At 62.0% G+C, this 22920-nt stretch carries 27 protein-coding genes; 17 read left to right on the top strand and 10 right to left on the bottom strand.

The annotated features are described in order from the left end of the window. Position 1: 1 nt before the first annotated feature. The 5 genes from dprA to ruvX form a co-directional block, all read right to left on the bottom strand. Entirely contained in the window at positions 2-1108 is a 1107-nt protein-coding gene (dprA, locus tag ACI3KW_RS03555) for a DNA-processing protein DprA (RefSeq protein ID WP_404846957.1), read from the bottom strand. A gap of 27 nt (positions 1109-1135) precedes the next feature. Then, on the bottom strand, positions 1136-1765 hold the full coding sequence (plsY, locus tag ACI3KW_RS03560; protein WP_404847043.1) for a glycerol-3-phosphate 1-O-acyltransferase PlsY: 630 nt from the start codon (positions 1763-1765) through the stop codon (positions 1136-1138). Between the two features lie 54 nt (positions 1766-1819). Next, positions 1820-3118, bottom strand: coding sequence for a dihydroorotase (gene pyrC, locus ACI3KW_RS03565; protein WP_404846958.1), 1299 nt, complete (start codon positions 3116-3118; stop codon positions 1820-1822). Beyond that, positions 3115-4113, bottom strand: coding sequence for an aspartate carbamoyltransferase catalytic subunit (locus ACI3KW_RS03570; protein ID WP_404846959.1), 999 nt, complete (start codon positions 4111-4113; stop codon positions 3115-3117). Before ACI3KW_RS03570 ends, pyrC begins: the two co-directional genes overlap by 4 nt. 81 nt (positions 4114-4194) lie before the next feature. Continuing rightward, the gene (gene ruvX / locus ACI3KW_RS03575; protein ID WP_404846960.1) at positions 4195-4653 is read right to left on the bottom strand and encodes a Holliday junction resolvase RuvX; all 459 of its coding nucleotides are present in this window, start codon (positions 4651-4653) and stop codon (positions 4195-4197) included. A gap of 158 nt (positions 4654-4811) precedes the next feature. Between ruvX and ACI3KW_RS03580 the strand changes: the two genes are divergently transcribed. The 8 genes from ACI3KW_RS03580 (at position 4812) to ACI3KW_RS03615 (ending at position 9279) form a co-directional block, all read left to right on the top strand. Next, positions 4812-5039, top strand: a complete 228-nt coding sequence (locus tag ACI3KW_RS03580; RefSeq protein WP_404846961.1) for a DUF4160 domain-containing protein — start codon at positions 4812-4814, stop codon at positions 5037-5039. Continuing rightward, positions 5014-5490: a DUF2442 domain-containing protein gene (locus ACI3KW_RS03585; protein ID WP_404846962.1), complete on the top strand. Its 477-nt coding sequence runs from the start codon at positions 5014-5016 to the stop codon at positions 5488-5490. The genes ACI3KW_RS03580 and ACI3KW_RS03585 overlap by 26 nt, the downstream gene beginning before the upstream one ends. Positions 5491-5518: 28 nt before the next feature. Then, the gene (locus ACI3KW_RS03590; RefSeq protein WP_404846963.1) at positions 5519-6052 is read left to right on the top strand and encodes a hypothetical protein; all 534 of its coding nucleotides are present in this window, start codon (positions 5519-5521) and stop codon (positions 6050-6052) included. A gap of 88 nt (positions 6053-6140) precedes the next feature. Next, the gene (gatC, locus tag ACI3KW_RS03595; RefSeq protein ID WP_404846964.1) at positions 6141-6428 is read left to right on the top strand and encodes an Asp-tRNA(Asn)/Glu-tRNA(Gln) amidotransferase subunit GatC; all 288 of its coding nucleotides are present in this window, start codon (positions 6141-6143) and stop codon (positions 6426-6428) included. Then, the gene (locus ACI3KW_RS03600; RefSeq protein ID WP_404846965.1) at positions 6429-6911 is read left to right on the top strand and encodes a GNAT family N-acetyltransferase; all 483 of its coding nucleotides are present in this window, start codon (positions 6429-6431) and stop codon (positions 6909-6911) included. Beyond that, positions 6908-7366 carry a hypothetical protein gene (locus tag ACI3KW_RS03605; RefSeq protein WP_404846966.1) on the top strand — a complete coding sequence of 153 codons (459 nt, stop codon included), beginning with the start codon at positions 6908-6910 and terminating at the stop codon, positions 7364-7366. Before ACI3KW_RS03600 ends, ACI3KW_RS03605 begins: the two co-directional genes overlap by 4 nt. Continuing rightward, positions 7359-8843, top strand: a complete 1485-nt coding sequence (gene gatA, locus ACI3KW_RS03610) for an Asp-tRNA(Asn)/Glu-tRNA(Gln) amidotransferase subunit GatA (protein ID WP_404846967.1) — start codon at positions 7359-7361, stop codon at positions 8841-8843. The genes ACI3KW_RS03605 and gatA overlap by 8 nt, the downstream gene beginning before the upstream one ends. Before the next feature lie 118 nt (positions 8844-8961). After that, positions 8962-9279 (top strand): hypothetical protein, encoded by a 318-nt coding sequence (locus tag ACI3KW_RS03615; RefSeq protein ID WP_113120432.1) that lies wholly within the window; start codon positions 8962-8964, stop codon positions 9277-9279. A 185-nt stretch (positions 9280-9464) separates the two neighbouring features. Here ACI3KW_RS03615 and ACI3KW_RS03620 read toward each other — a convergent pair whose 3' ends face one another. Next, the gene (locus tag ACI3KW_RS03620) at positions 9465-9722 is read right to left on the bottom strand and encodes a YjhX family toxin (RefSeq protein ID WP_404846968.1); all 258 of its coding nucleotides are present in this window, start codon (positions 9720-9722) and stop codon (positions 9465-9467) included. 283 nt (positions 9723-10005) lie between these two features. Between ACI3KW_RS03620 and ACI3KW_RS03625 the strand changes: the two genes are divergently transcribed. Genes ACI3KW_RS03625 through gatB form a run of 4 tightly spaced genes read left to right on the top strand, consistent with a single transcriptional unit; the run spans position 10006 to position 12864 of the window. Further along, on the top strand, positions 10006-10320 hold the full coding sequence (locus ACI3KW_RS03625) for a chorismate mutase (RefSeq protein ID WP_113120521.1): 315 nt from the start codon (positions 10006-10008) through the stop codon (positions 10318-10320). Between the two features lie 11 nt (positions 10321-10331). Then, entirely contained in the window at positions 10332-10844 is a 513-nt protein-coding gene (locus tag ACI3KW_RS03630) for a GNAT family N-acetyltransferase (protein WP_162740085.1), read from the top strand. Next, positions 10844-11368, top strand: a complete 525-nt coding sequence (locus ACI3KW_RS03635; protein ID WP_404846969.1) for a GNAT family N-acetyltransferase — start codon at positions 10844-10846, stop codon at positions 11366-11368. Before ACI3KW_RS03630 ends, ACI3KW_RS03635 begins: the two co-directional genes overlap by 1 nt. After that, positions 11365-12864: an Asp-tRNA(Asn)/Glu-tRNA(Gln) amidotransferase subunit GatB gene (gatB, locus tag ACI3KW_RS03640; RefSeq protein ID WP_404846970.1), complete on the top strand. Its 1500-nt coding sequence runs from the start codon at positions 11365-11367 to the stop codon at positions 12862-12864. The genes ACI3KW_RS03635 and gatB overlap by 4 nt, the downstream gene beginning before the upstream one ends. Before the next feature lie 100 nt (positions 12865-12964). Here gatB and ACI3KW_RS03645 read toward each other — a convergent pair whose 3' ends face one another. Then, the gene (locus ACI3KW_RS03645) at positions 12965-13549 is read right to left on the bottom strand and encodes a carboxymuconolactone decarboxylase family protein (protein ID WP_404846971.1); all 585 of its coding nucleotides are present in this window, start codon (positions 13547-13549) and stop codon (positions 12965-12967) included. A 64-nt stretch (positions 13550-13613) separates the two neighbouring features. Then, positions 13614-14507, bottom strand: a complete 894-nt coding sequence (locus ACI3KW_RS03650; protein ID WP_404846972.1) for a DMT family transporter — start codon at positions 14505-14507, stop codon at positions 13614-13616. A 178-nt stretch (positions 14508-14685) separates the two neighbouring features. Between ACI3KW_RS03650 and ACI3KW_RS03655 the strand changes: the two genes are divergently transcribed. Beyond that, complete coding sequence (locus ACI3KW_RS03655) at positions 14686-15597, top strand: 5'-methylthioadenosine/S-adenosylhomocysteine nucleosidase (protein WP_404846973.1); 912 nt, start codon at positions 14686-14688, stop codon at positions 15595-15597. Here ACI3KW_RS03655 and purN read toward each other — a convergent pair. Together purN and purM are read right to left on the bottom strand one after the other, a co-directional pair. Further along, a complete protein-coding gene (gene purN / locus ACI3KW_RS03660; RefSeq protein ID WP_404847044.1) occupies positions 15594-16133 on the bottom strand; it encodes a phosphoribosylglycinamide formyltransferase in 540 nt (179 codons plus the stop codon). The two genes, ACI3KW_RS03655 and purN, sit on opposite strands and share 4 nt — an antisense overlap. Before the next feature lie 44 nt (positions 16134-16177). Beyond that, entirely contained in the window at positions 16178-17254 is a 1077-nt protein-coding gene (gene purM / locus ACI3KW_RS03665; protein WP_404846974.1) for a phosphoribosylformylglycinamidine cyclo-ligase, read from the bottom strand. Positions 17255-17387: 133 nt separating this feature from the next. Between purM and ACI3KW_RS03670 the strand changes: the two genes are divergently transcribed. The 4 genes from ACI3KW_RS03670 to ACI3KW_RS03685 are packed head-to-tail and all read left to right on the top strand — an operon-like array spanning position 17388 to position 22914. Then, the gene (locus ACI3KW_RS03670) at positions 17388-18479 is read left to right on the top strand and encodes an AI-2E family transporter (protein ID WP_404846975.1); all 1092 of its coding nucleotides are present in this window, start codon (positions 17388-17390) and stop codon (positions 18477-18479) included. After that, a complete protein-coding gene (locus ACI3KW_RS03675; RefSeq protein WP_162740086.1) occupies positions 18457-19212 on the top strand; it encodes a hypothetical protein in 756 nt (251 codons plus the stop codon). The genes ACI3KW_RS03670 and ACI3KW_RS03675 overlap by 23 nt, the downstream gene beginning before the upstream one ends. Continuing rightward, the gene (locus ACI3KW_RS03680; protein ID WP_404846976.1) at positions 19205-21376 is read left to right on the top strand and encodes an RNA degradosome polyphosphate kinase; all 2172 of its coding nucleotides are present in this window, start codon (positions 19205-19207) and stop codon (positions 21374-21376) included. Before ACI3KW_RS03675 ends, ACI3KW_RS03680 begins: the two co-directional genes overlap by 8 nt. After that, on the top strand, positions 21373-22914 hold the full coding sequence (locus tag ACI3KW_RS03685) for an exopolyphosphatase (protein ID WP_404846977.1): 1542 nt from the start codon (positions 21373-21375) through the stop codon (positions 22912-22914). Before ACI3KW_RS03680 ends, ACI3KW_RS03685 begins: the two co-directional genes overlap by 4 nt. Positions 22915-22920 lie beyond the last annotated feature (6 nt).

The raw sequence follows: 22920 nt of genomic DNA on the forward strand, positions 1-22920 counted from the left end.
CTCAGCTATATTTCAGCGCCACCAATTGCCCGCTCGACCACTCGATCTGGCCGGCCAGATCGAGTTCGAGCAGCAGCATTTGCATAGTCCCGGCGCTGAGGCTGGATTGGCGAATCAGTTCGTCGATTTCCACAGGCGTGGCGCTGAGGGCTGATAGCAGCCGGGATTTTTCGTCGTCGCCCGGGGCTGGCTCAGCGGATTCGATACCCAGGTCAGGCTCCCATGGCGGATCGAATAGGGCGTTGCGGGCGGGGTCGGCGCTGCCCAATGTTTCGATGATATCTTCGGCATTGGTGATCAGCTTGGCGCCTTGCTGGATCAACGAATTGCCGCCCTCGGCGCGTGGGTCCAAGGGCGAGCCGGGTACAGCGAACACGTCGCGGTTCTGTTCCAATGCCAGCCGAGCGGTAATCAGTGAGCCGGAGCGCTTGGCGGCTTCGACCACGACAATGCCGAGCGACAGACCGGAAACCAGCCGGTTACGCCTCGGGAAATCCTTGGCGCGCGGTTCCCAGCCCAGCGGCATTTCGGTGAGCAGGGCGCCGCCATTGTCGAGAATATCGTGGGCGAGCGGGATGTTTTCGGAGGGATAGATCTTGTCGAAGCCACCGGCCAGAACGGCAATCGTGCCCGTGGTGAGGCTGGCCTGGTGGGCGGCCGTGTCGATGCCACGGGCCAGGCCCGAGACCACGGTGTAGCCGCGCTCGCCCAGGTCTGTGGCCAAGAGACGGGTCATCTTGATGCCGGCGGACGAAGCATTGCGCGCGCCGACAATGCCGACCGTCCGTTGCCAATCCAGATTCTCGCCGCCGGCCATGGTGACCAGCGGCGGGGAGGCGGGAATGTGGTTGAGCAGGTCGGGATAGGCCGCTTCGCCCGTGGCAACGAGGCGCGCGCCATAGCGTTCGAGCCCGGCAATCTCGTCTTCGGCCTGCGATAGAGTGGTGATGCGGAGCGGCTTGCCGGTGCGCTTAAGCAGGCCGGGCAGGGCGTCAATCGCCGCCTCGGCCGAGCCGAAGCGGTTGAGCAATTGGCGGAAGGTGACCGGCCCGACATTGTCGGTACGCAGCAGGCGAAGCCAGGCGACGCGCTGCGAGGGGGTCAACATGGTTTCACCCGAGCGCAGCGCCAAGGCCTAAGAGGCCTTCTTTTCCGAGCCGATCTTGGGCTCGGTGCCGGCAATCAGCCGCATGATATTTTCGCGGTGCTGGTAGAACAGCAGGATGGCCAGCAGGGCTGCCGTGGCCGCCAGCCATTCATCGACCACCACATAGGCAAAGATCGGCGCTGTAGCCGCAGCCGTGAGGGCCGCCAGCGAGGACAGCTTGCGCGTCAAGGCGATGAGCAGCCAGACCGCGCAGAAGATCAGCCCAACCGGCCAGGACAGGGTGAGGAGGCTACCGATCATCACGGCGACGCCTTTACCGCCCTTGAAGCCGAGCCAGACGGGAAAGCAATGGCCTAGAAACGCGCCCAGAGCCGCCAGATAGAGCGGCAGGGCGGCATCGCCGCCAACCGGCAGATTGGGATTATAAAGCAGCGTGCGGGCCACGAGGATCGCGACAGCGGCCTTGGCGGCATCGAGCAGCAGTGTTGCCGCCGCGATCGGGCGATTGCCGGTGCGCAGCACATTGGTAGCCCCAATGTTACCCGAGCCGATCTGGCGGATATCGCCCAGGCCGGCGGCGCGGGTCAGGAACAAGCCGAAGGGAATGGAGCCGAACAGGTAAGCGATGATCAGCGTGACCACGAGGCCCGGCAGCATGGCGCCGCCAAACAGCCAATTGGCGAACATCGGCACGTAGGAATCCGTCACGGATCAGCTCTCCTCGACATGGGTATGGACGGTTTGCCCGCCCACGATTGTGCGCAGCACTTTGCCAGCAAGTCGCGCGCCTTCAAAGGAGGTATTATGCGAACGCGAACGGATTTCGCGCTCGGTGACCTGCCAGGGATAATCGAGATCAAAGACGATCAGATCGGCTGGGGCGCCCTTGGCGATGTGCCCGGAGGGCAGGCCGAGAATGTCGGCGGGCCGGCTCGTCATGGCGCGGAGTACGGTCAGCAGGTCGACATCGCCGGAATGCACCAGCCGCAAAGCGGCCGCTAGCAGGGTTTCGAGACCGATCGCGCCGTCTGAGGCCTCGGCGAAGGGCTGGCGCTTGACCTCGGAATCCTGCGGGTCGTGATCGGAATGGATCGTGTCGATCGTGCCATTGCGCAGGCCTTCGATGACCGCCTGGCGATCATCCTCGGAGCGCAGGGGCGTGGAGAGTTTGAAGAAGGTGCGGTAGCGGCCAATGTCGTTTTCGTTGAGCGCCAGATTGTTGATCGAGATACCAGCGGTAACCGATGTGTTGCGCTGTTTGGCGGCGGCGACGAGGTCGACCGAGGCGGCGCAGGATATCTGCGCGGCGTGGTATTTCGTGCCGGTCAGCGCCGCCAATTGCAGGTCGCGGCCCAGGGGAATGGTCTCGGCTTCGCGCGGAATGCCCTTGAGGCCAAGGATGGTGGCGAAGAGGCCTTCATTCATCACGCCATCGCCGGTCAGCCCCTTGTCGGAGACATGGTGGACGACGGTGAGGCCATAATTGGCCGCGTAGCTCATCACGGTGCGCAGCAGCGAGGTGGACTGGATCGAGCGGCGGCCATCGGTGATGCAGACAGCGCCGGCCTCTTTGAGCAGGCCGAACTCGGTCATTTCCTGGCCGTCCAAGCCCTTGGTGATGGCGCCCGCCGGCAGCACATTGACCTTGCTGGTCGCCTTGGCGCGGCGGATCAGGAAATCGATCAGCGCACCATCGTCCACCACGGGGGTCGTATCGGGCATCATGACGAAACTGGTGACGCCGCCGGCCGCAGCGGCTTCGCCCGCCGAGGCGAGGGTCTCGCGATATTCCTTGCCGGGCTCGCCGGTAAAGACTCGCATATCGATCAGGCCGGGCGAGAGCACGTGACCGTTGGCGTTGAAGACTTCGGCGTCTTCGGGCACGCCGACCGGACCGCCAAAGGCGATATCGGAAATCAGGCCGTTTTCGACGAGGACGGCGCCTTGTTGGTCAGTGCCCGAAGCCGGATCGACGATGCGGGCATTTTCGATGAGGAGGGGGCGGCTCATGCTTCGTTCCCCTCGTTATTTCGGGCCGGCAGCAAAGCATCGAGCACGGCCATGCGCACGGCGACCCCCATTTCGACCTGTTCGGTGACCACCGAGGCGGGGCCGTCGGCAATGGCGGGGTCGATCTCGACACCGCGATTCATTGGGCCCGGATGCATGACGATGACGTCAGGCTTGGCAAAGCTGAGCTTTTCGGCGTCGAGGCCATAGAAGCGGTAATATTCGCGGACCGAGGGGATCATGCGGCCATTGGCGCGCTCATGCTGCAGGCGCAGCATCATGACCACATCGACATCCTTGAGACCTTCGCGCATGTCGGTGAACACTTCGGTGGCGAGGTGTTCGATGCCGGCGGGCAGCAGATTGCGCGGAGCGATGACGCGGGTGCGCACATTAAGCGCGCCGAGCAGTAGCAGGTTGGAGCGCACCACGCGGGAATTGGCGATATCGCCGCAGATGGCGACGGTCAGGCCGGAGATGCGGCCCTTGTGGTTGCGGATGGTCAGGGCGTCGAGCAGCGCCTGGGTGGGGTGCTCATGGGCACCGTCGCCGGCATTGATGACAGCGCAACCGACCTTTTGGCTGAGGAGTTCCACCGCGCCGGCCGCCGAATGGCGCACGACGATGACGTCGGGCCGCATGGCGTTGAGCGTGGTGGCGGTGTCGATCAGGGTTTCGCCCTTACTCACCGAGCTGGTCTTGACCGACATGTTCATGACCAGAGCGCCCAGCCGCTTGCCGGCAATCTCGAACGAGCCCTGGGTGCGGGTCGATGGCTCGAAGAACAGATTAATCTGCGTCTTGCCCGCCAGCGTGGGGAGCGTCTTGCGCTCCTGCCGGCTGACCGGAACCATGCGTTCGGCGCGATCAAGCAGATCGATAATCTCGTGCTGCTTGAGGTCGGCTATCGAAAGCAGATGGCGCTGGTTAAATGGGGGAAAGTCGCCGGTCGAACCGGCGGGCGTTGCGGTCTTGCTGGCGCGAGTTTGTGCCATGCGCTCCCATCCTGCGATATTTGCAGCGGTCTAGCGGAGGGGGCGTTGGGGGGCAAGGCGGTTGTGCGATTTTCGCGTAGATTATTGCCGGCGCAGGCGATCCAGGGCGCCTTGCAGAATGTAGCTGGCGGCCAGCTTGTCGACGATTTCGGCGCGGCGATCGCGGCGCAGATCAGCGTCGATCATCATGCGGGTGACCGCTGACGTGGAGAGGCGCTCGTCCCAAAAGGCGATGGGCAGGGTGATGCGCTGCGCCAGGCTGCGGGCAAAGGCGCGGGTGGATTGCACGCGCGGGCCTTCGGAGCCGTCCATATTGAGCGGCAGGCCCAGGATGATGGCGGCGATATTGTTATGGGCGATCAGCTCTTCGAGCCGGATCGCGTCCTGGGTGAATTTGGTGCGCTTGATGGTTTCAAGCGGCGTGGCGGAATAGCGCATGCCATCGGAGATTGCGACGCCGATGGTTTTGGTGCCGAGGTCGAGCCCCATGATCCGGCCGGTGGGGGGGATAGTGGCCAGCGGGTTCTCTAGGTCATTCATAGAACATAACAAGATCAAATTGCTTGATTTTAGAACAAAACAAGATCAAACTTCCTTCATGGGCATGGGAGAGGGGAAGTACTATGGCACCAGTTCGCTTTTTGGAAACATCGTAGGCATTGAACTCGAGTGCGCCATGTGCACTAATGGAGGACGAATTGCCTACGCTCGTAGAAATCGGAAGTTTGCAGATACGTCTTTATCCGAGGGATCATCTGCCGCCGCATTTTCATATTTCTACCCCGTATGGCGACGCGATGATGCTCATCGCGGACCAGTCATTGTATCACGGCAGGCTGCGGAAACGCGATCTCCAGATCGCCCGCGACTGGGCTAGGGCCAACAAGGAGCTCTTAGAAAATGAATGGGCAAAGTTCAACGGATGACGACGAGTTCGTCGAGGTTGGTGGGCCGATGCCGTGCATAAGGCAGGCATCACCCGTGGAAGACATGAAAATCAAGGTCGAGTGGGATGATGGTAGGGAAGAGATTATCGATGTAAAGCCGGCCATCATGAGCCACCGCGCCTATGTTGCTCTTCGCGCGGATCCGAAACTCTTTGCGTCCTTCAAGGTTCGCGACCGTGGCGACTCGCTTGTGTGGCCCGATGGGCAGGAATTGTCGGCTGACTGGATTCAGGACCTTGCGCCTACCGCACTCGATAATGTCGAGTTTCGGCAGGCCATGGCAGATTTGAAACTTAGCCTGGACGGCATGGCCGCGCGGTTGGGAATTGCACGGCGGCTTGTAGCCGACTATCGAAAGGATAAACCGATCCCGCAAGCTATTGCGTTGGCCACGAAATATTTGGTGGACCGCCAGCGCAAAGCGAGTTGATGACCGGGCGACACTGTACGGAGACCCAATGAAACTCACCTGGTTTGGCGGCACGACGCTGCGGATACATATTGGTGGGCAGATTTTGGTGATGGATGCCGGGGCGATGCCTGCGGGAATCGATGCGGTGGAATTGGTGTCCGGGGCGGATGCGCAGTTCGAATCGCGGGGGGATGGTGTGCCGGGTGTTGATGCTGCACGCTGGAAACCGCGGCGGCCGGCGCGGTTGCTTGATGAGGGATCGGATCCAGAGACTGTTGCGTTTTTTCGGGCGGGGCAGGGCGCTACGCTGGTCGATGCCGTGGGCGAGCCGCCGCTATTATTGGTAACGGATGCATTGCCGGTTCTGGGACGTTGGGCGGGCGATGCCGTGGTCGTGCTGCTGGGCGACGGGGCCGCGCTGACCGGGCTTGGCCTGGCGCTGCTGGAGGATTCGGCGCCCAAGCTGCTGGTGCTGGGTGGGGGGGAGGCTGATGTGGATGTGGCGGTGGCTGCATTGCGCGACCGGCTGGACGGAACGGGGCTGGTGGCGCTTGAGCCTGCCATGGCGCTGGAAGTCTGATCCGGCGCATAAGCCAATTTCATTGTATTTTGTGGCCGCGCATTGCTATTGAAGCGGAAAATCGTGCCGCAATTTTCTGGAGTTTGAGATGTCCGTCGATGCCGCAACCGTAAAGCGCATTGGGCGCCTGGCCCGCATTCGCATCGAAGAAGCAGAGGTCGCTGGTTACCAGAGCGAGCTCAACGCCATTCTCGGCTTTGTGGAACAGCTGGCCGAAGTCGATGTTTCGGGCGTCGAACCGATGACCTCGGTGACCCCGATGACGCTGCGCCGCCGTGATGACGTGATCAGCGATGGCGGCTATGCCGACAAGATCGTCAGCAATGCACCGCTCAGCGAAGACAATTTCTTCATGGTGCCGAAGGTGGTCGAGTAAATGGCGGTTTCGATCGCCATCGAAACGCCGCTGCAGGACGATGTGCGCGGGCTGATCGACAAGCTCAACGCCTATCTGCTGCCGCTGTCGCCGCCCGAATTCCAGTTCAAGCTGACGGTCGAGCAGATGGCTGGCGCAGATACGAGTGTGTTTGTCGCGCGGGACGAGACTGGTCGAGCTATTGGCTGCGGCGCCCTTAGGGTGCATTCGGCTGGGATGGGCGAGGTCAAGCGCATGTTCACGGATCCGGAGGTGCGCGGCAAGCGCGTCGGGTCAGCGTTGCTCGAGGCGATCGTCGGGCTGGCGCAGGAGCGCGGGCTGGACGTGCTGATGCTCGAAACGGGTGCTGCGGCTGACATGCCCGAGGCGCATCGGCTGTATACGCGCAGCGGATTTGTGGCGCGCGGGCCGTTCCTCGACTATCCGGACAGCCAATGGTCCGCGTTTTTTGAAAAGCCGCTTCGCCAGGAGCAGACAGCATGAAGGCGATACTTGTTGCGGCGCTTGGCCTCATAGCTTCCCCGACGCTGGCGCAGCCTGAATTCACCGTCGACCAGAGCAAGGTCTATGTCACGACGCCGGAAACCTGCCAGGCACTGGAAAAGGATGGCGCCGATGCGCTGTCCGACGCCAATGTCTCGGTGATGACTTTTGCCGGCGGCATCCGGTCGCTGGAGCATAGCTGCGAGTTTTTCGACGTCAAAACCCACGCGACCAACCGGTCCTTCTTCGCTTCGGCGGTGTGCGAGGGGCTGGACGAAATTTATCCCGACACATTCGCCATAACCCCTTATGACGATAAGACCATTCAGGTGGTATCGTCCTACGACGCCATGATGCAGGTGTCGGGGACCTATGAACCCACCAGCCCGATCGGCAATCCCGGCGCGATTCTCTACCACCGCTGCGACAATCTGAGCGAGATACCCGTTGACTGACCTGACCAGACTGAGCCTTGCCCAGGCCCGCAAGGGGCTCAAGGACAAGAGCTTCACCTCCACCGAACTGACCGGCGCCTATCTCAAGGCGATCGAAGCTGCCAATCCCAAGCTCAACGCCTATGTGGCGGTGACGGGAGAGCAGGCGCTCGACATGGCCAAGGCCAGCGACGACAAGCTGGCACAAGGACAGGGCGGGGCGCTGGAAGGCATTCCGCTGGGCATCAAGGACCTGTTCGGCACCAAGGGCGTGCATACCCAGGCGGCCAGCCACATCCTTGATGGCTTCAAACCCGAATATGAATCGACCGTGACGAGCAATCTCTGGCGCGATGGCGCGGTGATGCTGGGCAAGCTCAACATGGACGAATTCGCCATGGGCTCGTCCAACGAGACCTCCTATTACGGCCCGGTGATTAATCCGATCCGCGCCGAAGGCAGCAATGCCTATCTGGTGCCTGGCGGCTCCTCGGGTGGTTCGGCTGCGGCTGTTGCCGCCTGGCTCTGTGCCGGCGCAACCGCCACCGATACCGGCGGCTCGATCCGCCAGCCCGCCGCCTTCACCGGCACCGTCGGCATCAAGCCGACCTATGGCCGTTGCTCGCGCTGGGGCGTGGTGGCGTTTGCCTCCTCGCTCGACCAGGCCGGCCCGATCGCCCGCACGGTGGAAGACACTGCGCTGCTGATGACTTCGATGGCCGGTTTCGACGCCAAGGATTCGACCAGTGTCGATCTGGCCGTGCCGGACTTTGCCGCTGCCGTCGAACGCGGCGTCAAGGGCCTGACTATCGGCGTGCCGCGCGAATACCGCATGGATGGCATGCCCGCCGAAATCGAAAAGCTGTGGAGCCAGGGCCTCGAATGGCTCAAGGCCGAGGGCGCTACGGTCAAGGACATCTCGCTGCCGCACACCAAATATGCCCTGCCGGCCTATTATATCGTGGCGCCGGCCGAGGCTTCATCCAATCTGGCGCGCTATGACGGCGTCAAATACGGGCTGCGCGTATCGGGCAAGGACATTACCGACATGTACGAGTTGACCCGCGCTGCCGGCTTTGGCCGCGAGGTCAAGCGCCGCATCATGATCGGCACCTACGTGCTGTCGGCCGGTTATTTCGACGCCTATTACGTCAAGGCGCAGAAGGTGCGTACACTGATCAAGAAGGATTTTGAAGATGCCTTCCACGCAGGCGTCGACGCTATCCTGACCCCGGCAACGCCTTCGGCCGCCTTCGGCATTGGCGATGAGGCGCTGGCTGCCGATCCGGTGGCGATGTATCTCAACGACGTATTCACGGTGACGGTCAACATGGCCGGGCTGCCGGGTATTGCGGTGCCGGCCGGCAAGGACGGGCAGGGGTTGCCCCTGGGGCTGCAGTTGATCGGCAAGCCGTTCGACGAGGAGACCTTGTTTGCCGCCGCTCGCGTGATCGAGCGCAGTGCCGACACCGACTTTTCGCCCAAGCCGTGGTGGTGAGCAAAAGCCGGGGTGACTTGATCCCGGCTAAAATCCGCACTACTTGGCGACCATGCACAAATTGAAACTGGTTGTGACGCGGCCCATGGCGGCGTCCGGGCCGACAGGAACTTCGCCGATGGCCTCTGACATTTTTACCTCGCTCGACTGGTCCGAGCCGCCCAAGGACATGAGCAAACCGCTGCAGGCTTTGTGGTGGCTCAAGAAGGGCAGCTTGCGCGTAGGGCCCGAATGGGAACAGGCCCATATCATCGTGCAGGCCATGGAAGGCGTGCAGCAATTTGATTGGGTGCATGCCCTGATGCACTGGATCGAAGCCGATATGGGCAATGCGGATTACTGGTATCGCCGCGCGGGTAAGCGGCGGGCAACGGCGAGTGTTTCGCAGGAATGGGAACATATTGCGGCTGCACTGAGTGAAGTGACGCGGCATTAGGACGTTTCTTTTACAGTCGCGTTTTCCCTCGGGCTTGATCCGGGGGCCTTTCGTTGTTTGTGCCCTGTTGAGAGTGGCCCTCGGGTCGAGCCCGAGGGAGATGCCGTGGGAGGCGAGGCCGCGGGGCCCATTCAACACGCCGGAGTGACGCGGTGGTTGGGATAGTTCCCAACCACCGCAACGCGTTAGCGGTTAGTCACCTCGCTTCGGACCAGTTCCAAGCCGCGCTTGGTGATCCGGTACGGTTTGCCACCCGACGACTTGATCGCCTTTTTGGCTTTGAGCTTTTTGAACAAGGCCAGGGTGCAATTGCTCATCAGCCAGCCGTCGCGGTTGTAGAATTCGAGGCCGGCGACCTTGCCGTTGTCGTCCCGGAGCAGCGCAATGCAGCCGCCCTGCGCGAGGGCGTGCAGCACCCGCTGTTCGTGTTTGGAAATATCCATGAATAGTCTGAGGCCTGTGCCGGCGGGCGCATGAAGCAGCCCGCGAACAAACGTGATCAGCCGCCCGCATCACGCAGGACGGCCGATTGGTTCATTCTCGCCCCGTCTCGATTGGACGGGGCCTCAGACGATCTCAGACTGATTAGACATAAGGCGTGACCTTGATTACGGTTCTAAATTAGCGCCGCCGGCGCGCTCCGCCAAGAGTGAGCGCGCAGCACAGTTGAAATCCGCACCCTGCCGGTGCAAACCAGCAACAGCCTTATCTGGACTGGAAATTGCCGTGACCGCTTTGAAATCGCCTGCCCAATGTGAAACCAAGGACGATGTCCGCGTCGAGATCGACCGGATCGACCAGGCACTGCTCAGCCTGTTCGCGGAGCGGCATCGCTATGTGACGCGCATGGCCCAGATCAAGACCGATCCACATGAGGCGCACGACCGCGCGCGGATCGAATCGATCATCGAGAAAGTCCGGGATCGCAGTTTGGCTCTTGATCTCGACGAAGATCAGGCCGAACTTGTATGGCGTACCCTGATCGACTGGAACATTAATTACGAGAAGGGCATCATCGCGGCCCGGCGAGGCGCGGAATAGGGAGAGGTCCCATGCCCGGTATTACAATGCGCAAGGCAGAGCCCAAGGATGCCCATCGGCTGGCCGATATCGCCTATCGGGCCTGGGAAAGCGGGATTCTGCCGCTGCTGACCGAAAAGCCCGGCATGCGCGAGGCTGAGCAACGCCGGCTGGCCCAGGCTGTGTCAGAGAGCATTTCGCGCATCATCGTTGCCGAAGTCGACGGCATTGCCGTGGCCTGGTGTTCGCGCTCGGCGCGGCGGGCCTATATTCCCTTCCTCTTCGTCATGCCCGAATTGCAGGGCCATGGGCTCGGCTCGATGTTGCTACGCCGCATGGAATCCATGCTGGAACTGGAAGGCGCCGACCGGGTGCATCTGGAAACGCCGGCCGACAATGTGCGTGCGGTGCGCTTTTACGAAAAGCAGGGCTACCGCATCCTGGCGCTGCGGCCAGATGGCCGGGCGGCTCATGAGCCCTTCATGAGCGTCCACCTCGAAAAGCGGCTCGACCCCTTTGAGGGCGAGATCGACGACGAGGATTGATGGCGCTGTCGTTTGCAATCGAACCCGCCCAGCCCGAACAGGCCGAGGCGCTGGCAGAAATTGGCATTTCTGCCTGGCGGCAGAGCGCGTTTGGCGAAAATGATGCCGAGCGAACGGCAATCAGCCAGTTGAGCAATGAGTTCAAAAAATTCTGCCGGACATCGGCCGACAAGATACTTGTCGCGCGACAGAAGGGCGTTCCACTCGGCTGGGGCGCTCGCGAGGATGGCGATCATGTCATATCTGATCTGTGGGTGTCTTCGCACGCGCAGGGCCAGGGCGTCGGTGCGGCCTTGCTAGACGCGCTGGAAGCCGCTATCGCCTCCCATGGGTTCACGAATGCGGAACTCGAAACCTATGCCGGCAATGCCGGGGCGGTTCGCTTCTATCAACGCCACGGCTATGTGCCGGTTTGGCGTGGGCTGAAGTTCTCCGCCAGCCTGAATTACGAACTGGACAAAATTCGCTTTTCCAAGCCGTTGGCCGGTCAAGCGCAACATGGCACAGGATTGCCGAGACCATGACTCTCATCGATACCCGCACCCCACATCCGAAGCGCCTCATTGCCGGCTCGACTGGCGATTGGGAGGTGATCATCGGCATGGAAGTGCATGCGCAGGTGACGAGCGAGAGCAAGCTGTTCTCCGGGTCCTCGACCGAGTTCGGCAATCCGCCCAATTCCAATGTGAGCTTTGTCGATGCGGCCATGCCCGGCATGCTGCCCACGATCAACGAGGAATGCGTGCGCCAGGCCGTGCGGACGGGGCTGGGGCTCAAGGCCGCCATCAACAAGCGCAGCGTGTTCGACCGGAAGAATTACTTCTATCCCGATCTGCCACAGGGCTATCAGATCAGCCAGTTCAAGGACCCTATAGTCGGCGAGGGCAAGGTTTTGCTCGACGTGGACGGGGAAAGTATCGAGATCGGCATCGAGCGACTGCATCTGGAGCAGGATGCCGGCAAGTCGATCCATGACCAGCATCCCAATATGAGCTTTGTCGACCTCAACCGGTCGGGCGTGGCGCTGATGGAAATCGTCAGCAAGCCCGATCTGCGCTCATCCGACGAGGCCAAGGCCTATCTGAGCAAGCTGCGCACCATCCTGCGGTATCTGGGCACCTGCGACGGCAATATGGAGCAGGGCTCCATGCGGGCCGACGTCAACGTATCGGTGCGCCGCCCCGGTGGCGAATTCGGCACGCGCTGCGAAATCAAGAACGTCAATTCGGTGCGCTTTGCCGGCCAGGCGATCGAATATGAAGCGCGTCGCCAGATCGATATTCTCGAAGATGGCGGCAGCATCGACCAGGAAACGCGGCTGTTCGACCCCAAGCTGGGCGAAACACGCTCCATGCGGTCCAAGGAAGAAGCGCATGATTATCGCTATTTCCCCGATCCCGATCTGCTGCCGCTTGAATTCGACGATGCCTTCATCGCCGCCTTGGCCGAGAAGCTTCCCGAACTGCCGGACGAAAAGCAGGCGCGCTTCATCGGCGACTATGGCGTGACGCCCTATGACGCCATGGTGCTGACGCTGGATCGCGAAACCGCGGATTATTTCGAATCCGTCGTGGGTTTTGGCGGCACCAAGCGCGACGGCAAGGCCGTGGCCAATTTGCTCAATGCGGACGTGGCCGCCTATGCCAATAGCCAGGGCCTGGCGGTGTGGGAAACCCACCTCAAGCCGAGCCAGATCGCCAGTATTGTCGATCTGGTCGCGGCAGGCACCATTTCGTCCAAGGGCGCCAAGGACCTGCTGCAGATCGTGATCGCCGAGGAGCCCGAGGGCGAGCCGGCCGAGATCGTCGAGCGCCGCGGCATGAAGCAGGTGACCGATATGGGGGCGATCGAAAAGATCGTCGACGAGATCATCGCGGCCAATCCCGACCAAGTCGCCAAGGTTTTGGCCAAGCCGACGATGATCGGCTGGTTTGTCGGCCAGGCAATGAAGGCCTCGGGCGGCAAGGCCAACCCGCAGGCGCTGAACGATCTGATGAAGAAGAAGCTCGGGATCGAGTAGAGGCGCACGGCCTCGCCCTTCGACAAGCTCAGGGTGAGGCCTACTGTCATCTCAAAAGTAGACCTCATGGTGAGCCTGTCGAACCACGAGGTCGTGGCATCTAAATCGGCTTGCCCACGGTCATCGCATCCCGAAACACCGGGTCGGCATCGAAGAATACCGGCTCCGGGGTTGCGCCGGTTGCGTCGAAAAATCGGCTGATGAAGCTGCGGAACGAGGCGCAAAGGGCGATGTCCGAGATTTCGACATCGGTGAAGCCGACGGCGCGTAGGGCGTTGATATCGGCCTTGGTGATCCTGGAGGCGTCGCGGGCCACCTGCTCGGCATAGGCCAGCATTGCTACTTCCTTTTCCGACAGGCCCGCTGAGCGGTAGTCACGCTGCAGGGCGAGCACCATGTCCTTGGAGCCCAGCTCCTTGGTCAGCGAGCGGGCGTAGACATGGGTGCAATAGGTCGAGGGGACCTGCTTGGCGGCGATAAAGGTGATGAGGCGCCAGGCGCGCATGCCGAGCGAGAAATTGGCCTTGATGCCTTCGGAAAACTGCTCGTAGAGCGGCAGCACTTCGGGTCGCGCGGTCCAGCAGCGGGTGGCTTCCATGACGAAGCCCATGCTGGTCTGTTCGTCTTGATAGATCCGGGCGACCTCGCCGGTCGCCTCCTCCGGGGTGACAGTCTTGAGAAACACTGGTTGCTCTCCAGTTACCGCGGCAGGATGGTAGCGCCCCCGCGGTAAAAGGCCAATGGGCAGCTCAGGCGGGGGCGCGGCGGCCCAGCTTGAAAATGCGGCCATCGATGCAGAGCAGGCCGACAAAGACCAACAGCATGCCCGCAATATGGACGGGCAGGATGATTTCGCCCAGCAGCGTGACGCCCAGAATGATGGCGACGACCGGAGAGATGAAGGTGTTGGAGGCAAAGTTGGTTGCGCCGATGCGGGGCAGCAGGCGGTACATGATCTGGAAGGTCAGTGCGGTCGAGAACAGGCCGAGCGCCAGCCAGGCGGCCCAGGTCTCGGGGCGGGTGGCGTGGGGTACGCCTTCGACGGCAAAGGCGACCGGCACCGAGACAACCGCCGCCCCGGTCAGGGCGATGGTGGCGAGCGTCGTCGGCTCGACCATGCGGAAGCTGCGGGCGACATTGAGCGTCACCGCATAAAGGATGGTCGCCAACAAGCAGAAGCCGATGCCGATCAACTGGTCGCCGGCATGGCCGCCGGTGAGGGCGGGAGAGGCCAGCAGGGCCGCGCCGGCAAAGCCGGCAATGACGCCCAGGGCCTTGTTGTATTTTGCCTTTTCGCCGCCGGGCCAGAAATGGGCCACCAGGACGGTGAGGATCGGGGTCAGCGCGTTGATGATGGCGGTTAGCCCGCTGGGAATATGGGCCTGGCCGAGCGGAAACAGCGTGAAGGGCAGGGCATAGCTGAATACGCCGAGCAGGCCCAGCTTGAGGTAAAGCATGGGATCGCGTGGCAGCGGCTTGCGCATGACGAAGAAAACGACCCAGCTGGCAATGGCCGCGATACTCACGCGGCCGGCGGCGACCCAGATCGGCCCCAGCTCGCGAATCAGGATGGCGTTGAACAGGAACGAGCAGCCCCAGATGCTGCCGACAAAGATGAGCAAAGCCCAGTCACGCGTGGCCATGTGATTCCTCCCCAGCCCATTAAGGAGCGGAACTTACGCCCGGGGAGAACAAAGGTCGAACCGATTTTGACGATGGCTGTCATCAGCGCCGCTGATGGAATGATGCAGCCATGCAAGGGTGGCGATAGCCGGGCCGGATCGGGCTCACTAGTCTTTGCCGGCAAATAATGAGGGACTCATGCTGAAAACAACGATTGCCGCATCTCTGCTTGCCGCCTTGACCTGCGCCCCGGCGCTGGCCGCCGAAACTCTGGACGCCACGCCGCGTATCGCCGTGATGTCCGCCTTCGCGCCCGAATGGATTGTGCTGCAGGAGGCGCTGAGCGAGCGCAAGGACTACACGGTCAACGGCACAACCTTTGCGACCGGGCTGATCGAGGGCAAGCCGGTCGTGCTGTTCCTGACCGGGGTCAGCATGGTCAACGCGGCGATGACCTCGCAACTGGCGATGGACTTCTTCAACCTCGAAAGCATCGTGTTTTCCGGCATTGCCGGCGGCGTCAATCCGGAGCGGCATATCGGGGACGTCATCGTGCCCGCCCAATGGGGGCAATATCTCGATGTGATCCTGGCGCGCGAGACTGCGGCGGGTGAATTCACACCTCCGCCATTCCTCGAAGCGCCATTTCCAAATTTCGGCATGATCTTCCCGCAAAATGTCGGTGTTGCCCGGGAAGGGGCTGAACCAGAAGAGAAATTCTGGTTTGCGGTCGATCCGGATCTGCTGGCTGTAGCTGAAAAAGTGGCGGCTGATATCCATCTTGAAGACTGCGTCGAGGCCAATAAGTGCCTCACGACGGCGCCGGGCATTTATGTCGGCGGCAATGGCGTGTCGGGCGCGGCTTTCGTCGATAATGCCGCCTTCCGCGAATATGCCTTCGGCACGTTCGAGGCCCAGGTGCTGGACATGGAAAGCGCGGCAGTCGCGCATGTCGCCTATGCCAACAAGGTGCCGTTCATCGCCTTCCGCTCGCTCTCTGACCTGGCCGGTGGCGGCGAAGGGGAAAACGAGATGGGCACGTTCATGGGGCTGGCATCAGCCAATTCGGCGGCTGTCGTGACGGCCTTTATCGCCGCGCTACCGAATTAAAGCGGCGCAATCTCGCCCGAGGCCAGCATGCGCAGGGCCTCGGGATAGATGCGGTGTTCTTCGACCAGCACACGGTCTGAAAGGGTGTCCGGGGTGTCACCCGGCAGGACCGGCACTTCGGCCTGCAGGATGGCGGTGCCCTCGTCGAGGCCTGGCGTCACGAAATGCACCGTGCAGCCATGCACTTTGGCGCCGTCGGCAAGTGCTCGCTCGTGGGTATGCAGCCCTCGGTAGAGCGGCAAAAGGGATGGGTGGATGTTGATCATCCGGCCGGCCCAGCGATTGACGAAATCTTCGCCCAGAATGCGCATGAAGCCGGCGAGGCAGACGATATCGACATCCCAGCTTTCGAGCGTCTGGGTCATGATATCCTCGAACATGTCCCGACTGGGAAACTTGCTCTGCGCCAGCGACGCGGTGGCAATGCCCTGACTGGCTGCCAAGGCTAGGCCGGGAGCGGCAGCGCGATTGGAGAGCACGCCGACGATTTCGGCCGGATAATCCGGCGCCTTGGCGGCGTCGATCAGCGCCTGCATGTTGGAGCCGCGGCCCGAAATCAGGATAGCGACGCGTTTGCGGCTCACAGCGAGAGCTTGCCTTCGAAGGTGACCGGCTCGCCGGTTCGCTCGGTCAGCTTGCCGACGATACCAGCGGTTTCGCCGGCGGCGTTGAGCTGGTCGACAAGCTTTTCGGCATCTTCGGGGGTCACGGCGACCAGCATGCCGACGCCGCAGTTGAAGGTGCGCAGCATTTCGCGCTCGTTCATGCCGCCGATATGGCTGAGCCAGGCATAGACCTTGGGCACGGTGACGGCGTTGAGATCGACATGGGCTGCCAGATGGTCGGGCAGCACACGCGGAATATTATCGATGAAGCCGCCGCCGGTAATGTGGGCCAAAGCCTTGATACCGATGCCGGCCTTGAGGGCGGCCAATAGCGGCTTCACATAGATGCGGGTGGGCGTGAGCAAGGCTTCGGACAATGACTGGCCGGGCGCGAAGGGCGCGTCCATGTACCAATCAATGCCCGACAGTTCGACAATCTTGCGCACCAGCGAATAGCCGTTGGAATGCACGCCAGAGGAGGCAATGGCGACCAGAATGTCACCAGCGGCGATATCGGGGCGGGGCAGGAGCGAGCCGCGTTCGGCGGCGCCGACAGCAAAGCCGGCCAGATCATAGTCATTGCCGTGATACATGCCCGGCATTTCGGCGGTTTCCCCGCCAATCAGCGCGCAGCCGGCAATGCGGCAGCCCTCGGCAATGCCCGACACAATGGCGGTGCCCTGTTCGACATCCAGCTTGCCGGTGGCAAAATAGTCGAGGAAGAACAGCGGCTCGGCGCCCTGCACGATAATATCGTTGACGCACATGGCGACCAGGTCGATGCCGATAGTGGAGTGATTGCCCGTATCGATGGCAATCTTGAGCTTCGTGCCCACCCCGTCATTGGCCGCGACCAGCACCGGATCGGTAAAGCCGGCGGCTTTCAGATCGAACAGGCCGCCAAAGCCGCCGATCTCGCCATCGGCGCCCGGGCGCCTGGTAGAGCGGACAGCGGGCTTGATGGCCTCGACCAGCGCATTGCCTGCATCGATGTCGACACCGGCCTGCTTGTATGAGAGACCGTTTGATGTCAGGTTTTGAGGATCGGACATTGGCCTGGAACCGTTTGGGGAAAGCGTGCGCAAAGCCATTACCGGAAAGCCAAGGCGATTGCCAACTCCGGCGCCGGAAGCTAGACGGCCTGATAGCTTCTCCACCACCACGACGCAAGGGCCGTACGGCAAGATGACACTGCGCAATCAAGTCTTGATCTGGGTCGCATTCCTGGTGGTGCTGGTGCTGCTGCTTTGGCTGTTCCGCGGCATCCTGTTGCCCTTTGTGGTGGGCGCGGCACTGGCCTATCTGCTCAACCCGCTGGTCAACCAATTGCAGAAGTGGCGCTTCGGGCGCGGTTGGGCCACCGCAGTCGTACTGCTGAGCGTCATCACAATCTTTGTCGGCCTGTTCTTCATGCTGGTGCCGCTGATCGGCCAGCAGGTGATCGGCCTGATCCAGCGGTTACCGGGCTATGTTACCGATCTGCAGGCGTTGATCACCCGCTGGTCGCCCGAAATCAACGAATGGCTGGGGCCGGAGCGGGCCGCCCAATTGCAGACCAGCATCAGCGGCATGGCTACGCAAGTCCTTAGCTTTATCGCTACGCTGCCGGCCGAACTGGTCAATATCGGCCTGACCGGGGCCGGAGTCATCGGCTTTACGCTGTTGACCCCGGTGGTGGCTTTCTATCTCTTACTCGACTGGGAAGGCATGGTGCGCGGCTTGCAGGGGCTGCTGCCTCGGGATTCGCGGGGCGAGATCAACGGCATCCTCAGCGATATCGACAAGTCCATGGCCGGCGTTATTCGCGGGCAGGGCGGTGTGCTGCTGATCGACGCAGCCTATTACGCTACGGCGCTGAGCCTGCTCGGCCTAAACTTTGGACTAGCGGTTGGCCTGATGGCCGGGCTGCTCAGCTTCATTCCGTTTGTAGGCTTCGCTTTCGGCTTCGCGCTTTCGGTTGGCATCGCCATCGTGCAGTTCTGGCCCAATTACTGGATGGTGGTGGCGGTCTGCGCCATTTTCCTGGGCTGGCAATTCATCGAGGGCAATATTCTCTATCCCAAGCTGGTCGGCTCCTCGATCAATATTAACCCGGTCTGGCTGATGTTCGCGCTGCTGGCTTTTGGTGCTCTATTCGGCTTTGTTGGCCTGTTGCTGGCGGTGCCGCTGGCGGCGATCGTTGCCGTGCTGATCCGCTATGGCGTCAAGAAATACAAAGCCAGCGCGCTCTACCAAGGCACCAATGGGGACGCCGATGGCGACGCCAGCGCGGCCTGACATGGACGAGACAGGTGCTGCAAGGGGACAGCTTGCCTTCGAGCTGCCGCATGTTCCGGCCCAGGGCGAAGGCGATTTCCTGGTGGGCGAGGGCAATGCCCTGGCGCATGGGCGGATCCTGGCCTTCCCGCATTGGTCCGAGCCGCTGACGCTGCTGATCGGGCCGGCGGCCTCGGGGAAATCGCATCTGGCGCGGATTTTCGCCGATCGTAGCGGTGCGCATTTCGCGGGGGTGGATGAGCTGGAGGCGCTGGCGACGCAGGGCGGACAGCAACCCCTGATTGTCGAGGACGTGGATCGGCTGGGTTATGACGAGGCGGGGCTGTTTCACCTGCTCAACCAATCGATGCGCGACCAGCGCGCCATCTTGCTGACGGCGCGCGAAGAGGTTGCGCAATGGCCGCTGGCGACCGATGATGTCCGCTCACGGGCCCGGCGGGCGACCGCGTTCAGCCTCGAAATGACGGACGACATTCAATTGTCACAGATGTTCGTGAAACTGTTCGGCGATCGGCAGATCAAGGTCGATCCCAGAATCATCGGCTACCTCGTGGCGCGCATGGAGCGCTCTACCGAGGAAGTCGCGATTCTTGCTGACCTCATGGATAGGCTGGCCCTGGCAAAGGGTACGGCCATTACCCGCAGCATCGCCGCCGATGCGCTCGACCGCCGCGCGGTCGCTCGCGGCGCGGTGCAGCACGAACAGGATTGGGATGGGCCGGACGATGAATGAAATGAGCGATTTCGCCGAAGCGGACGCCGGCGTGCCCGATGCCGAAGCGCTGCGCACCAGCCCGGCCCGGTTCGTCAACCGCGAAGTCAGCTGGTTGCAGTTCAATATGCGCGTGCTCGAAGAGGCCGGCAATGAGAGCCACCCGCTGCTCGAGCGCCTGCGCTTCGTATCGATCTCGGCCAATAATCTTGATGAATTCTACATGGTCCGCGTGGCCGGCCTTAAAGGCCAGTTGCGGGCAGGGCTGTCCAAGCAGAGCGCCGACGGCCTGACGCCGGCCGAGCAGCTCGAGGAAATCGCGACACTGGCCCAGCACCTGCAACTGGAGCAGCAGGACCATTGGCAGAGCCTGCGCGAGGAATTGTTCGCGCAGAATGTGGTGATCCACGAGGAGGATGACCTCAGCGCCGACCAGGTCAATTACCTGCAGAAGCTGTTCCGCGAGGAAATCTTCCCGGTGCTGACGCCGATTGCGGTTGATCCGGCGCATCCGTTTCCGTTCATTCCCAATCTGGGCCTGGCGCTGGCTTTCGAGCTGCGCCGTCCCGATAGCGACCAGCCGCTGACCGCCCTGGTGCGCATTCCGGGCAATCTCGATCGCTTCATCACCCTGCCCAGCGGGCTGGTATCGGAAGGGCGGACTGAGGTGGTTACCATAGACACCCTGGTGAAGTTGTTCTTCCACAAGATGTTTCCGGGCCACGAGGTCGTCGGCTCCGGGGCCTTCCGGGTCATCCGCGACAGCGAAATCGAAATCGACGACGAAGCGGCCGACCTCGTGGTCGAGTTCGAATCCGCCTTGCGCCAGCGCCGCCGCGGGCAGGTGATCCGGCTCGAAATCGAAAGCTCGACGCCGCGCGCGCTCAAGCGCCAGATCGGCGAGCAGCTGGGCGTCAAGGATGGCGATATCTTTGAGGTGCAGGGTTTCCTGGGGCTGGCCGACGCGCGCAAGGTTTGCGATGTCGAGCGGCCCGACCTCAAGTTCACCCCCTATCTGGCGCGGTTCCCCGAGCGCATTCGCGACTATAATGGCGACAGCTTTGCCGCCATTCGCGCCAAGGATATTCTGGTGCACCATCCGTTCGAGAGTTTTGACGTGGTGGCGCAGTTCCTGATGCAGGCCGCGCGCGATCCTGATGTGGTCGCCATCAAGCAGACGCTCTATCGCACGTCGTCGGATAGCCCGATCATCAAGGCGCTGGTGATGGCGGCGGAAGCCGGCAAGTCGGTGACGTGCCTCGTCGAGCTCAAGGCGCGCTTTGACGAAGAAGCCAATATCCGCTGGGCCCGCGATCTGGAGCGGGCCGGGGCGCAGGTGGTGTTCGGCTTTATCGAGCTCAAGACCCACGCCAAGATGAGTCAGGTGGTGCGCCGCGAAAAGGGCAAGCTGGTCAGCTATTGCCATATCGGCACGGGCAATTATCACCCGATCACCGCCAAGATTTATACTGATCTCAGCTACTTCACCATCGATCCGGCGATCACGCGGGACGTGGCGCGGGTGTTCAATTTCATCACCGGCTATGCCCGCCCGACGGAGCTCGAGACCATCGCGGTTTCCCCGGTCAATCTGCGGCAGACGCTGATCGAGGATATCGGCCGCGAAATCGAGCATGCCCGCCAGGGCAAGCCGGCCAGCATCCTGCTCAAGATGAATTCGCTGGTCGATCCGCAGGTGATCGACGCGCTTTATGATGCGAGCCAGGCTGGCGTGAAGGTCGATCTGATCGTGCGCGGCATCTGCTGCCTGCGGCCGGGCATTCCTGGTTTCTCGGAGAATATCCGGGTCAAATCGATCGTCGGGCGCTTCCTTGAGCACAGCCGCATCTATTGTTTCGGCAATGGCGAGCATATGCCCAATCCGAATGCGCGGGTCTATATTTCGTCGGCCGATATCATGGGCCGCAACCTTGATGGGCGGGTGGAAATCATGGTGCCCATTCTCAATAAGACCGTGCATAAGCAGATCCTGGACCGGATTCTGGTTGCCTATCTGCGCGACAACCAGCAGAGCTGGGAAGTGTTGCCGGATGGCAGTTCGCACCGTATTCGCATGGCTGAAGGCGAAGAGCCGTTCAATGCGCACGATTATTTCATGACCAATCCGTCGCTGTCGGGTCGCGGCAGCGCCGGAATAGGTGAGGGCGACGAGGATACGGTTTGACACAATTCTGGGGGGTCGATGCCGATCCAACGGCACAGGGACGGATCAAGGGCGCCAAGCCCGTGGCCGTCCTCGATATCGGCTCCAATTCCGTCCGCCTGGTCGTTTATGAGCGCCATGCGCGTTCGCTGACGCCGCTCTACAACGAAAAATCCGCCTGCGCCCTAGGGCGCGGCATTGCCCAGACCGGGCGCCTGGCCGACGCCAATGTCGCTCAGGCGCTCGAGGCCATCAAGCGCTTTGCCCTGGTGGCGCGCATGATGCGAGTGGGCAAGGTCTATGTGCTGGCGACCTCGGCGGTGCGTGACGCCGCCAATCGCGACGAATTCGTTGATGCCGTCGAGGCCATCATGGACACCAAGGTGCAGGTGCTGAGCGGCGAGCGCGAAGCCCATTTTGCAGCGCTGGGTGTGGTGGCCGGCATTCCCGGCTTTGATGGCATTGTCGGCGATCTGGGCGGCGGCAGCCTTGAGCTTTCCGCCATCAGGAGCGGCAACGATACCGACGGGGAATCCTACGAGCTCGGCGTGATACGCCTGCAGGACGACAGCAACGGCAATCCGATGAAGGCCGCGAGCATCGTGCGGGAGCGGCTGGAAGCCTCCATTCTGAAGAGAGTCGCGCCGGGCAACAGTTTTGCGGCCATTGGCGGCACCTGGCGCTCATTGGCCAAGCTACATCAGGTGCTGCGCGAATATCCGCTGCAGATGGTGCAGCACTATACCGTGCCCGCCGAGGACATGATCGCGCTCTGCACCGAGATCGTGGAGGCCGGCTCACTCAAGAATTATCCCGGCTCGGAATTCGTCAGCTCCTCACGCCGCGATCTGGTGCCGTTCGGCGCCGCCGTACTGGGCGAAGTGCTCAAGGCCGGTGCCTTCACCAATGTGATGTTCTCGGCGCTGGGCGTGCGCGAGGGTTATCTGCATGGCCTGCTCGATGCCAAGGAACAGGCGATCGATCCGCTGATCCAGGCGGCCGAAGAGCTCTCGGTGCTGCGCTCGCGCTCGCCGTCGCATGCTAATGATCTGATCGAGTTTACCGGGCAGTATTTCGCCATCGCAGGCATTGTGGAAACGGCCGAGGAAACCCGGCTGCGCAAAGTGGCGTGCCTGTTGGCTGATATTGCCTGGCGGGCTCACCCCGATTATCGCGGCGTGCAGAGCGTGGATGCGGTGGCCTATGGCTCGCTGACCGGCGTCGACCATCCCGGCCGGGCGTTCCTCTGCCAGGTCATTGCCGTGCGCTATGGCGGGCTCAAGATGAAGGGCATCAACCAGCCATTGCTGGCCCTCGCCACGCCCGAAGCCTCGCAGCGCGCCAAGCTGATCGGGGCGCTGTTCCGGGTGGCCTATCCGATGACGGCAGCCATGCCCGGCATTCTGCCGCGCATCCGGTTCGAGGTAGAGGGCAGCTTGCTGGCGTTGGTGCTGCCGCAGGACTTCGCGTTCCTGAACGGCGAACATCTGAGCGGACGGCTGGACCAGTTCGCCAATCTGGCAGGCTACAGGGCCTCGTTCATCAGCGTCGCGAGCTAGTCGAAG

Origin of the sequence: Devosia sp. ZW T5_3 (genome assembly GCF_044987315.1) — a bacterium.
Taxonomy (GTDB): Bacteria; Pseudomonadota; Alphaproteobacteria; order Rhizobiales; family Devosiaceae; genus Devosia.

What these genes read in the sequence shown, in the direction of transcription:
- dprA (WP_404846957.1), bottom strand. Translation starts at nt 1,108, where the DNA reads ATGTTGACCCCCTCGCAGCGCGTCGCCTGGCTTCGCCTGCTGCGTACC.
- plsY (WP_404847043.1), bottom strand. Translation starts at nt 1,765, where the DNA reads ATGCTGCCGGGCCTCGTGGTCACGCTGATCATCGCTTACCTGTTCGGC.
- pyrC (WP_404846958.1), bottom strand. Translation starts at nt 3,118, where the DNA reads ATGAGCCGCCCCCTCCTCATCGAAAATGCCCGCATCGTCGATCCGGCT.
- ACI3KW_RS03570 (WP_404846959.1), bottom strand. Translation starts at nt 4,113, where the DNA reads ATGGCACAAACTCGCGCCAGCAAGACCGCAACGCCCGCCGGTTCGACC.
- ruvX (WP_404846960.1), bottom strand. Translation starts at nt 4,653, where the DNA reads ATGAATGACCTAGAGAACCCGCTGGCCACTATCCCCCCCACCGGCCGG.
- ACI3KW_RS03585 (WP_404846962.1), top strand. Translation starts at nt 5,014, where the DNA reads ATGAATGGGCAAAGTTCAACGGATGACGACGAGTTCGTCGAGGTTGGT.
- ACI3KW_RS03590 (WP_404846963.1), top strand. Translation starts at nt 5,519, where the DNA reads ATGAAACTCACCTGGTTTGGCGGCACGACGCTGCGGATACATATTGGT.
- gatC (WP_404846964.1), top strand. Translation starts at nt 6,141, where the DNA reads ATGTCCGTCGATGCCGCAACCGTAAAGCGCATTGGGCGCCTGGCCCGC.
- ACI3KW_RS03600 (WP_404846965.1), top strand. Translation starts at nt 6,429, where the DNA reads ATGGCGGTTTCGATCGCCATCGAAACGCCGCTGCAGGACGATGTGCGC.
- ACI3KW_RS03605 (WP_404846966.1), top strand. Translation starts at nt 6,908, where the DNA reads ATGAAGGCGATACTTGTTGCGGCGCTTGGCCTCATAGCTTCCCCGACG.
- ACI3KW_RS03615 (WP_113120432.1), top strand. Translation starts at nt 8,962, where the DNA reads ATGGCCTCTGACATTTTTACCTCGCTCGACTGGTCCGAGCCGCCCAAG.
- ACI3KW_RS03620 (WP_404846968.1), bottom strand. Translation starts at nt 9,722, where the DNA reads ATGGATATTTCCAAACACGAACAGCGGGTGCTGCACGCCCTCGCGCAG.
- ACI3KW_RS03630 (WP_162740085.1), top strand. Translation starts at nt 10,332, where the DNA reads ATGCCCGGTATTACAATGCGCAAGGCAGAGCCCAAGGATGCCCATCGG.
- ACI3KW_RS03635 (WP_404846969.1), top strand. Translation starts at nt 10,844, where the DNA reads ATGGCGCTGTCGTTTGCAATCGAACCCGCCCAGCCCGAACAGGCCGAG.
- gatB (WP_404846970.1), top strand. Translation starts at nt 11,365, where the DNA reads ATGACTCTCATCGATACCCGCACCCCACATCCGAAGCGCCTCATTGCC.
- ACI3KW_RS03650 (WP_404846972.1), bottom strand. Translation starts at nt 14,507, where the DNA reads ATGGCCACGCGTGACTGGGCTTTGCTCATCTTTGTCGGCAGCATCTGG.
- ACI3KW_RS03655 (WP_404846973.1), top strand. Translation starts at nt 14,686, where the DNA reads ATGCTGAAAACAACGATTGCCGCATCTCTGCTTGCCGCCTTGACCTGC.
- purN (WP_404847044.1), bottom strand. Translation starts at nt 16,133, where the DNA reads ATGCAGGCGCTGATCGACGCCGCCAAGGCGCCGGATTATCCGGCCGAA.
- purM (WP_404846974.1), bottom strand. Translation starts at nt 17,254, where the DNA reads ATGTCCGATCCTCAAAACCTGACATCAAACGGTCTCTCATACAAGCAG.
- ACI3KW_RS03670 (WP_404846975.1), top strand. Translation starts at nt 17,388, where the DNA reads ATGACACTGCGCAATCAAGTCTTGATCTGGGTCGCATTCCTGGTGGTG.
- ACI3KW_RS03675 (WP_162740086.1), top strand. Translation starts at nt 18,457, where the DNA reads ATGGCGACGCCAGCGCGGCCTGACATGGACGAGACAGGTGCTGCAAGG.
- ACI3KW_RS03680 (WP_404846976.1), top strand. Translation starts at nt 19,205, where the DNA reads ATGAATGAAATGAGCGATTTCGCCGAAGCGGACGCCGGCGTGCCCGAT.